12 protein-coding genes are annotated in these 10,138 nt (G+C 57.3%); 6 read left to right on the forward strand and 6 right to left on the reverse strand.

All coding sequences use genetic code 11. From position 1 onward, the window contains the following. The 3 genes from VMU57_RS13715 to VMU57_RS13725 form a co-directional block, all read left to right on the forward strand. Positions 1-466: single-stranded DNA-binding protein (locus VMU57_RS13715; protein ID WP_325384333.1), on the forward strand; the 466-nt coding region annotated here is incomplete at its 5' end. A gap of 70 nt (positions 467-536) precedes the next feature. Continuing rightward, positions 537-1,442 (forward strand): Rad52/Rad22 family DNA repair protein, encoded by a 906-nt coding sequence (locus tag VMU57_RS13720; RefSeq protein WP_325384335.1) that lies wholly within the window; start codon positions 537-539, stop codon positions 1,440-1,442. Between the two features lie 194 nt (positions 1,443-1,636). Further along, complete coding sequence (locus VMU57_RS13725) at positions 1,637-1,840, forward strand: hypothetical protein (protein WP_325384337.1); 204 nt, start codon at positions 1,637-1,639, stop codon at positions 1,838-1,840. A 329-nt stretch (positions 1,841-2,169) separates the two neighbouring features. On the opposite strand, the gene VMU57_RS13730 is transcribed toward VMU57_RS13725, so the two are convergent. The 4 genes from VMU57_RS13730 to VMU57_RS13745 all read right to left on the reverse strand — a co-directional run bounded on the left by VMU57_RS13730 (position 2,170) and on the right by VMU57_RS13745 (position 4,009). Then, positions 2,170-2,793, reverse strand: coding sequence for a YdeI/OmpD-associated family protein (locus tag VMU57_RS13730; protein ID WP_325384339.1), 624 nt, complete (start codon positions 2,791-2,793; stop codon positions 2,170-2,172). Positions 2,794-2,859: 66 nt separating this feature from the next. Continuing rightward, positions 2,860-3,261, reverse strand: a complete 402-nt coding sequence (locus VMU57_RS13735; RefSeq protein ID WP_325384341.1) for a DoxX family protein — start codon at positions 3,259-3,261, stop codon at positions 2,860-2,862. Then, positions 3,258-3,686: an SRPBCC domain-containing protein gene (locus tag VMU57_RS13740; protein WP_325384343.1), complete on the reverse strand. Its 429-nt coding sequence runs from the start codon at positions 3,684-3,686 to the stop codon at positions 3,258-3,260. The genes VMU57_RS13735 and VMU57_RS13740 overlap by 4 nt, the downstream gene beginning before the upstream one ends. Next, positions 3,683-4,009: a metalloregulator ArsR/SmtB family transcription factor gene (locus VMU57_RS13745; protein WP_325384345.1), complete on the reverse strand. Its 327-nt coding sequence runs from the start codon at positions 4,007-4,009 to the stop codon at positions 3,683-3,685. The genes VMU57_RS13740 and VMU57_RS13745 overlap by 4 nt, the downstream gene beginning before the upstream one ends. 336 nt (positions 4,010-4,345) lie before the next feature. Between VMU57_RS13745 and VMU57_RS13750 the strand changes: the two genes are divergently transcribed. Beyond that, on the forward strand, positions 4,346-5,419 hold the full coding sequence (locus VMU57_RS13750; protein ID WP_325384347.1) for a DUF6094 domain-containing protein: 1,074 nt from the start codon (positions 4,346-4,348) through the stop codon (positions 5,417-5,419). Beyond that, positions 5,385-6,041 (forward strand): hypothetical protein, encoded by a 657-nt coding sequence (locus VMU57_RS13755; RefSeq protein WP_325384349.1) that lies wholly within the window; start codon positions 5,385-5,387, stop codon positions 6,039-6,041. Before VMU57_RS13750 ends, VMU57_RS13755 begins: the two co-directional genes overlap by 35 nt. A gap of 232 nt (positions 6,042-6,273) precedes the next feature. Here VMU57_RS13755 and VMU57_RS13760 read toward each other — a convergent pair whose 3' ends face one another. Continuing rightward, entirely contained in the window at positions 6,274-7,245 is a 972-nt protein-coding gene (locus VMU57_RS13760) for a restriction endonuclease (protein ID WP_325384351.1), read from the reverse strand. Positions 7,246-7,570: 325 nt separating this feature from the next. Beyond that, on the reverse strand, positions 7,571-7,885 hold the full coding sequence (locus VMU57_RS13765; protein WP_325384353.1) for a hypothetical protein: 315 nt from the start codon (positions 7,883-7,885) through the stop codon (positions 7,571-7,573). A 420-nt stretch (positions 7,886-8,305) separates the two neighbouring features. On the opposite strand from VMU57_RS13765, the gene VMU57_RS13770 reads away from it, so the two are divergent. Continuing rightward, the coding region (locus tag VMU57_RS13770) for a hypothetical protein (RefSeq protein ID WP_325384354.1) at positions 8,306-10,138 on the forward strand (1,833 nt) is incomplete at its 3' end.

Genomic DNA, 10,138 nt, shown 5'->3' on the forward strand with positions numbered 1-10,138 from the left:
CGTCAACAGGACATTTCTGCTCGGGCACGTTGGCAAGAACCCCGAGGTCGGAACGACACCGGGAGGCACACTTGCAGTCAACTTTTCTCTCGCAACCACCGACCGGGAGAAGGATCGTCAGGGCAACTGGTCTGACAGGACAGAGTGGCACAACTTGGTCGCTTACGGCCGGACCGCGGAGATCGTGCGGGATTACGTGAGCAAGGGCACGCAACTCTTCATCCAGGGCAAGATCCAGACGCGCTCCTGGGATGACAAGGAATCCGGGCAGAAGCGGTTCTGGACGGAGATATTCGTCCATGATCTGACGCTGCTGGGCGGCGGCCGGGGGGAGAATGGCGGCTCTGCTCAAAGCAATGACCGAGACGATTCTCGAAGGACTGCCGGTGGATCGAGCTACCAGCGGCAGCAGATGGACGAGCAGTACAGCGACGAAGAACTCAATCCGGATCAGATTCCTTTCTAATCCGTGGTTTCTGCATCAACGTGAACCAGGGCGCTCTTCGGGGCGCCATTTTTGTTGAGGAGCTACGACCATGGCGATCAAAGAAGTCAAGACAAACGCAGAGCTGGACGCTCTGTTCACACAGCTCGCGGAGCCCTTTGACACGAACGAAATCAAGTGGCGTGTCACGCACACAACCCGGGATGGGGACCGTGGCGCGGTCATTGCATATGCTGATCCGCGAGCTTACACGGACCGCCTCAACCAACTGTTCACTCCGACTGGCTGGACGCGGACCTACGAGGTCTCCACGATATCGGCCGTCACACGCATGAAGAAAGACAAACTCATCCAGACGGGCAAAGTTCTGGTGACGTGCACGCTGACGATCGCATGGCTTGGATCTCACACAGGAAGCGGAGAGCAGTGGGCCGATGAACAGAACGCGATGACGGCAGCGGAAGCGCAGGCCTTTAAGCGGTCGGCAAGTTGTTTCGGCCTGGGCCGTTATCTTTATAACCTCGCCGAGATGTGGGTCCCGCTCAATGAGCATCGGCAGCCATTCGAATTCCCCTCTCTCCCGCAATGGGCGCTACCGAAAACAGGTGCGCCCGTTAAGAACCATCCAGCATCCGGCCCGCACCCCGCAGCAGTCCAACGGGGGCCCATCGATCAGAGAATTACGGGCAAGATCGAAGGCTTCCGGCGCATTCTCGGCGATCCAATTTACGGCGAGATATTGTGGCGCGTCGCGCGAACGCAGAAGGCGAACGCCATCCCCAACGCGCAACTGCAGACGAATGTCGCGGAGGCGATGGAACGGGCCTCGCGGGGAATCCGCAAGGCGCACTCCCTGGCCGAGTCGATCGGCGATACGCAATTCGTCTCCGTGCTCGATCGCTTGCACATCGGGTCAATGTCGACCATCCAGAATCTCGACGCACTCAAGCATCTGGTTTCGGAACTCGAAGGACTGGCCGGGCAACCTGCCGCTTGATGGCCGAGGAGTCGTGAAGTACCGCCACCCTCTCGCCGCGGAGACATGACATGCGTGGTGCAGATGATTCGTCTCGTTCCGGAACTTGTCTCGGCCTCTTCCCAACGAGCTGTCTGACTTGATATCTGCAAAAGGTCGCATACGCAGCGACTCCTCCGATTGAGGGATGAGTCGCCGCGCTAAAGGAGCTTTGAATGGGAGCCGATGAGGAGCGTCCTCAAACATTCGTTGAATGGGTCCTGGCTTTGCTGGAAGAACGCTTTCCATGGCTGGGATCGGGACAAGATGAACCAGTCGGCGGGGCGGATACGGTCGATGAACTCGCCGACCTGTACAAGTCGTTGATTGAGCAACGCGACAAGGCACCCCGCGAAACCGGCGACCCGCAAGCCAAATAGGCATCGGCCGACACCTGGAGGATCTATGTGCAATGTGCGGATGATTCGAACGGAGCCTGGCCTTGTATCAATTCCCCTGCAGAAGGCCGTCTATTGTGAGAACTGCAGGATGGTTTCGTCCTCGGCCAAGCAGCGGTGCGGTCTCTGCGGATCGGAGAGGATCATCCGAATGGCTCCCTTGATCCCAGGGCCGTGGGACCCAGGCCCGGTTCCTGCGCTCGCATTGGCCGCATAGCGGTCAGGCTGATGCGAGCCTCGATTTGATACTCGGAGATTAGGCAACAATCCAGACGCATTCCTGCGCCCCGAGAAGCCAAACCAGCCGTAAGTTAGTCGTTGAGCCCTTTGCCAGCGAAGATCCGTGGAATGGCTTTATCCACTCTGGAAGCGCGCGTAGCGGATTGTTTTGCAGCGGCAATCTGGTAGATGTAGCCCCTCTGTCGACCGGGAGTGAGAGCAGCGAAGGCTTTGTTCAAGGCGGGCTCCATATCGAGCCTTGTTTGCAACTCTTCGGGCACTTTAAGCTCCGAAGCCTTTTTGAGCTCGACCTTCGCCCCGGACTTTTCGAGGTCGATGGCCTGCTCGATGAGAGCCCTGATGCTGATGCTCAGGCGTGTGATGTCGGCAAGTGAGTTGAGGCGAAGCTGGCGAGGCGCCTGCATATGTTCACCAACCCGGAAGAGCAATTTATCAGGGTCTTTCAGCAGAGCGCCCTTGAAGAAGAGTAGGGCGATGTAGTCGTTAAATCGCTGGATGAGAACAATGTTCTTATCTCCGAGCGTGAAGCACGGTTTACCCCATTTGATCTTCTCAACGAGACCGCAGCTCCCAGCAAGCTCTTGCAGGGCCGCGGTTTCCTGGGGGTACTGATGACGTGGGTGCTCCATAGGGGAATGGCGGACTGACCGTCGTGTCTCGTTTGCTGCTGGTTTTCGCGTAGCCTTTGTTGTCAAGAATTCACCTCCTGTGATTTCGCGCCCGGCGCAACGATCATCGCGAAGAGAACCGGCATCTCTACGTCAAAGTGCTCGCACCGGCGCCCGCCGCAGGCTTTCCAACCGTCTCCACAACACATACGAACACGTCCCCAGCGACAGCGTGATCGTTGAGGGCGCGAATGCTGCATGACGGTCATAAATGGAGGCATGTGCGATCAGAGCCGAAAGAAGGTTGAACGCAAAACCAGCGTAGGCCCACTCTTTCACGCGTCCCGGTATAGCTGGAATCAGAAGTGCAAGCACGCCCAGTAACTTTGCCACTGAAAGTTCCACGCGGAATGAGGCCGCCGGAAAACCAAGTCGCGCAAACGCTTGCGCAGCCTGCGGTGTGAACCACTCCCAATATGCAGTGAAGATCATCTCCACGCAGAACAGTACAGTCACTATCCAGAATGCAACCACCATTGTCTTTGACGTTCTCACTGGACCTCCACATTGAGCAGCCGTTCGAGATTTTCAATGAACCTCTGCCAACCATACTGCGCTCCTCGGTAAGCAGCTTCCTGATTGGCCCGGAAGCCCGAATGCTCCATCCGTAGGTGCGTGCCGCCGTCCGCCGGAGTCAGTGTGAATTCCACCGTGCTTTCATGGCCGAACGCCCGCCATGAGTAAGCCAGACGTTGTAGCGGATCGAGCGCAAGAACCTTACAGTCGATCACTCCGTCCCATCCTCCCACCGGCTCATTCTTGAATTGAAACTCTCGGCCAATCTCCGGCAGAAAGTCGTTACTGAGCAGCCACTGCGTTAGGAGGGCAGGTTCAGTCAGTGCACGCCACAGCTTTTCAGGCGCGTGGGCAAAGATCTTCTCGATCACGACGCTGCGGGTTTGTTCTTCCGATTGGTTCACGGGTCCATCCTTTCCAACAGAGATTCCAGACGATCGAAGCGGACCTTCCAGAAGGCCCCGTAGTCACGGAGCCACTGCACCACCGGCTCCAGCGCATCGGGCTGGGCCCTGTAATGCGTCTCCCGCCCATTCCGCCGATGGCGCACGAGTTTCGCCCGCTTCATTACAGAAAGATGCTTGGATACGGCGGGTTGCGAGACGCCAGCGAAGCTTGTGAGCGCATGCACCGTCTGTTCGCCCTTGCTCGACAGCTCAGCAAAAATCGCCCGGCGAGTGGGGTCCGCGAGAGCTCTAAAAACGGAATTCGCAACGTCTGTCTTCACACCAGAACCATAACCGTATGGCTATGGTTTAGTCAATACATTCTTCAGCCATCACCATCGGTACCGGCTTGAAGGAAACCGCTGTTGCAGCGGGCGCTTATGTAATTTGAATGGGCCGATCGATGCCGGCAGTTGCGTCATCGCCGATGTTTTGTACCCTTGTTCGTGGCATAGAGCGCTGAGGTTTGACCGAAGCTGGACGTTCAAGTCGCATTGTGTTCATAGATCCCGATCTCAACTGGTTAACAGGGCAACGCGCTCATCCAGATCGGAAACCTGAAGCTCACTCATGGGCGCATTTATTAAGAATTCCATTCCACGAGGTGAGGTGAATCCATGCGGAATGTTGCGCGCCTAAAAATGGGCTACTACCCATTGCCGAATGCCGAGGGTGTGAAACTTCGCTCCCTGCTCTCATTCGCTGGGAGGGCTTCGGTTATCGACCCCTGCATAGGGCAAGGAACTGCACTGCAACTCGTCACGAGCGACGCGCAGGTTCGCCGCTACGGAGTCGAGCTCGACGCCGAACGCGCGCGGATCGCGAGCGCCAACGGCATCGAGACTATCCAGGGGAATGCTTTTGACGCTATTGCGCGGCTCGAATCTTTCTCGCTCCTGTACCTGAATCCGCCCTATGACTCGGAGATCGGCTCCATCGCGAATCGCAGAATGGAGGCCGTGTTCCTGGAACATACCTACCGCTGGCTGGCAATGGAAGGCGTTCTCATCCTGGTGATCCCGTTCGAGCGATTGCATGACTGCGCCGGCATCCTTGCTTCCCACTTCACCCAGCTCGCCGTTCTTCGCATGACAGACGACGAATCGGTCAAGTATCGGCAAATCGCGGTGCTGGGCCAGCGGCGCGATGTCAGAGGAGCGGCCGTTGAGAACAATAAGCGGCAGCTCTTGAGCGTTGGCCTGTATGGCAGCTTCCTGGGATTGGCTGAGCTGCAGCCAGGCGCGTGCCTGCCCTATTCCGTTCCTTCTTCCGCCGAGGCGGAGCTGAGCTATCGCGGCATTCCCTACGACCTGTTGGAAGACCTGTTGCCGCAATCGGGCGCATGGAAACAGGCGGCGCCGCTGCTGATGCCGCATGAGGACGTTGCAACTGGCCGTCCCATCACGCCGCTGCACGGTGGCCATGTTGGGCTCCTGTGTACCGCGGGGTTGCTGAATGGCGTCTTTGGGCAGGGAAGCGACCGCCACATTGCCCGCTGGCGCTCGGTCAAGCATGTGACGACGTTTGTGGAACAGGACGGAGACACCGAGATCATCCACCACCGTGAGCGGTGGGCCAATGAGTTGTACCTTGTTTACGCCGATGGGAGGACACTGAAACTCACTGAAACGCCGGCGAAGAAGGAGGGCGAAGCCGATGGAGAATGCACACCTGCGGCTCGGGCTGCTTGAATACGTGCGCATCACGGAAAAGGCCTCGACCCGCATTCGCCTGCGGGTCGATCGGTATATAGGGGAAGACCGGCAGGCGCATCTTCTGAGCGTCTTCGGCAACGACTCGGATGTCGGCGCGATCACGGCGGCAGTTCACGAGAAGGCCGCCTTCAGTCTGACCTTTCCCGACGGCGAGACAAAGGATGTATCGCTCGGCGAACATGCCTCCTGCTACAAGGGAGCTGTCACTCTGCCCGGCCGGAAACATCCTGTGCGCCATCTGCTCGCGGTGTCCCAGGAACTCCACACCAATGGGAGCGCGGGGCGGACGATCCTATTGCGATACCGGCGCGAGGAGGCGTGGGCCACGCTGGTGAGCTTCCTGGGGCTGCCTGCCGATCCGACGTGGGCAGACCACATCCTTGGGATCGTCGAGGGAAAGAAGAGGATCGAGGAGATTGACGGCATCGGTTGCCAACCGGTACTGATCTCCGCGACGACCGAGGAGATGCTTGAGTGGATCGGGGATGGCCTGCGTTCCCGCCTTCTGAGCTTTCCGGAGAGGAATGGACCGATAGTTTGGCCTCGATTCGCCCTGTCGGCATCACTGTTTCCGGCCCTTCGACAGAGGGATGGATAGGATCTGGTCCGTCAGTTTCCTGATAGTCCGCTCTCTAATTGGAAAAGGTTTAAATTTTGCCGAAAACAGACTTAGAGCCGCTCACTGAGCGATGCAGCGATCACGCATCAACCAAGAATCACTCTCGGCAACAAGGGTGTCTATCGGTACTCATCGGCCTTACGCCGCTTAAACGCGCTTCAATGATTGGATTGGGCTGTTAGCGAGGTTGGAGTACGCACGCGTCCAACGGTTATTGTCGGTTCGAGAGAACTGAGTGTCGCCACATTTGCTTTACCCACTTGCTAACCTGTTCATGCTGCGCGAAGCCTAAGGGCCACCGCCGCGCCACTGAAACTGCGATACCTCCGGGCGCTATACGAGAAGTTGTTGCGATGAGTCCTCGGTGAGCTCCTTCGTAACGAACGTCAGTCCAAAGCGCCTTGACTGTCTCGATCTCCACATCGTTTTTATCCTTGTACCGCTTGCACTGAATCAACAGTAGCGGCGGTCCGTTCACGTCCGAGCCGCTGTTCCACACTCGAATATCGATTCCACCGTCGTCACCTCCGGGCCCGAGTTCGATTACATATCCCTTCCGCCTGAAGAATTCGGCAGTGAGTCGCTCGAAGTTGCGCCAATGAATCCGTCGCAGATCCTCAGAGTTCTGAGCCAAGAAATCCAAGTACCTTTGATCCAGATATGTCTCTGGGTCACTGGGCACGTTCTCAGCCTGAAACAGATCGCCGAGCGGAATAGCCCAAGAGGTGTCAATTTCCTCTACTTGGAACCACTGAACAGAGCGATCCATCGTTTGGCTTATTGCGGCAGCAAAACGATCGACGTAAGGACGCTTAATTGTGCAGATGGCAGCAATTTCCTCCGCGAACTCTCGGATGGTAATGATTTGCCTCCCTTGACTGGCCACCTGCTTCAACGCTTCTATCAAAGGATGCGGATCAACCCCATCCTTCTCCATGTCCTCCCAGAGCTCGATCCTTGTAGCGATTGGGTGTTTGGGGTCGGGAAGTTCTCCGATGAAATACCGAAGGTTTCGAATTAGTTCTTCTACATCTTCCGGCCTGACACGCATCCCATCTTCATCGGAGCCCTCAAAGATCGCGAGGTCGGCGAAACCTCGCCTCTTGAGAATTGTGTAACTTTCGCTCGTCGTAAGCAAAAGTCCGCTCTTCAGAGCGATCTCTTCCGAGATCGTGTCACGCATGAATCTCTTTGAGCAGCTGATATTTCCCATGTCCAGATTCTGGCCCTTTCAGCCGTTTGCAGCTTCTTCCAAACCTGACGCGTATCTTGGATTATCTTTTGCAGAAGCGGAGAGGTGCAAGCGCGGATCGTTTACATAGCGTCAGTCAACTCCCAGGCTTCAGACAAAAAGCTCTGTCAGCTTTCTGACGAACGATCGTCCTCGGTTTAATCAGAGTCGCCAGAGCACTTACCAAGCGCGGATCATTAATGGAGAGTCGGGGCGGGTGGCCCGAGCCTCGGGATCAAGACTTGGGCCACAACAGCGTGGGGCTTGGGCTTCGCTGTTAACCGTCCTCCAATTTTCTATAAAGCGCGTCCCTGCGCTCGCGCGACGCCTTCGACTTGGCAATCAGTTCGCGTCTCGCGGCGTAGTGCTTGTCAAGCTCCCATTCCAGCTTTGCTATGCTGCGAGAGACTGTTGAATAAAATGCTTGATTTTCGTCCTTTGAACAACGAATGTCGTTCTCTTCCTCAATTTCGTCCCGCACTTGCGCAATCTCATAATCCGCTTTTTTGATCTCGCCTTCGATTTCCTCGATTCGAGCTCGAGTCCGGGATAGCTCCGAGCGCACTTTGTCAGCTTCTGCATTGGAAAGCATATTTGACCTCAGGGAGGTTTGCCTTAACGTACGGCAATTTGGTCTAAGAGCGTATAGAACTCGAGGAAGCTGATGGACGGCGGATGGCCCAGATCTCGGCGACCTTCTCCGCACATGATGAATGGTGCCTGAGGCCTCGCATCTGAGACCCGGGAAACCTCAAATCTTCCGCAAACACAGATTACTCCCGGCAAGTCCTAGTACAAGTCGGCATCGAGCAAGAAATCCTGAGCAGAAGAGCGCCGACAGACCGTGACGCTCATTGAAGAGTTCTGTTGCTCTATGTTTTCGAGTTCCTGGGGTGTTGTCGAATCGTCGGCAATTTGTCTCCTGTTTCCGCATTTTTCACCAGCACCTCCCATCTCCTTTCCAAAGTATCGACTAAGTTCTCCCCAAAGTGTTCCCTTGTGAGGTGTCCGCATGGAATCCTCGTTCGATTACCTGCGCGCCCACGCTGCTGAACTGGGCTCGCGCATTCTCGAAACCTATCCTCCACTGCAGAGCACCAAAGATCCCATTGCTCCGGCAGTAGCGTCCCTTCTGCGCATGGCGCTCCCCGCTCAGGGGCTTGCCATTACTGGGACTGCCAAGTACCTGCGCCAGGCAAAGGCAGCGCGCATCGTCGCCGAGTGCGGCGCGGGCAAGACCTATATGGCTTTGGGCACAATCCATGTGCTGGCGGATGGGCGGCCCAGTACCACGCTGGTTATGTGCCCATCGCACATCACGCACAAGTGGGCGCGCGAGGTCTTGCTGACGATACCGCGCGCCCGCGCTTTCCTCATCGAGGACATGCGCAATGGCGGCGATCCCAGCCGGCCGCACGGCATCTGCGAAGTAAAGCTGAGCAAAGGCAAGACGGTTTACGAGGGCAAGCGCCTCAGCCTGGCCGAAATGCGGCGCATGGGCCGCAAGGAATGGCGAAAGCACTTCCCTGGGCCGACTTTCTTCATCACCGGCAAAGACAAAGGCAAGCTGGGCTACTTCTGGGAGCACGTCTATCTCAAGGCAACGTCCGGTCCGAATCTAGGCGGCGTCGTCAATCCGGATTCCGGCCTTGCGATTCTCGACTCGGAGATGCAGAAGCTTACCGCGCTTGACTTCACCGACAAGCTCAAGGTCTCTGAGGCTCTGACTGCGCCCCACGGCGGGACCACAAGGTTCTCTGCGCTGTGGCAGGCTGATCGGTCGCGCATTCAGCGCATGGCGCCGATCGAGTACATCGGTCGCTACATGCGCGGGTGGTTTGACTTCGCCATTGCTGACGAGTTGCACCAACTGGCCGGCGACACGGCGCAAGGCAACGGGCTTGGCGTCCTCGGGCGCGCGGCACATAGATTGATCGCGCTCACGGGAACTCTGATGGGCGGCTACGCCGACGACCTGTTCAACATCTTCTACCGCATGGAGCCGCACGCCATGGTGCGCGAGGGCTTCGCATACGGAGGGCAAGGCCGGCGGGACTTCCAGGAGCAGTACGGCGTCCTCGAAACCATCGAGAAGGTGGAGGAGGCAGACAACGCCTGTTCGAGGGCGACCAAGAAGACGGTCCGGGTTCTGCGCAAGCCCGGAGCCTCGCCGATGCTCTTCGGCAAGTTCCTGATGACCACGACGGCGTTTCTGTCGCTTGAAGACATCTCGGACAATCTGCCGCGATACGACGAGAGCGTCATTTCGGTCGATATGGACGATGCCCTGCAACAAGCTTACGAGAAGCTGGAGGAGGATATTCGCTCCGCGATGAAAGCGCATCGCGGAAACAAAAGCCTGATGAGCATCCTGCTCAACACACTCCTGCTCTATCCCGATCATCCCTACGACTTCAATCAGATTTGGGCGCGGGCCTTCGATCCGCAGACGAAGGAGTATGTGAAGTTCCTGGTGACGGAACCGGAGAACCTCACGCGGGAGGCTCTCTACGCGAAGGAGCGCGCTCTGATCGCCGATGTTAAAGAGGAACTACGGCAAGGACGGCGCTGCCAGGTCTATGCCACCTATACCGGCGAGAAGGACGTCACCTTGCGATTGGAGGCTATGCTGCGCCGAGAAGGCATCCGTGTCGCTGTTCTGCGCTCATCTGTTGCCACCGACAAACGAGAGGATTGGTACGAGCGGCAGTTGAAGGCCGGCGTGCAGGTAGTGATTTGCCATCCCAAACTGGTCGAGACGGGATTGGACCTACTGGCCTTTCCGACGCTCTACTTCTACGAAACAGGGTACTCGCTGCATACCTTGCGCCAAGCGAGCCGCAGA

Source organism: Edaphobacter sp., from assembly GCF_035532915.1.
Classification (GTDB): domain Bacteria; phylum Acidobacteriota; class Terriglobia; order Terriglobales; family Acidobacteriaceae; genus Edaphobacter.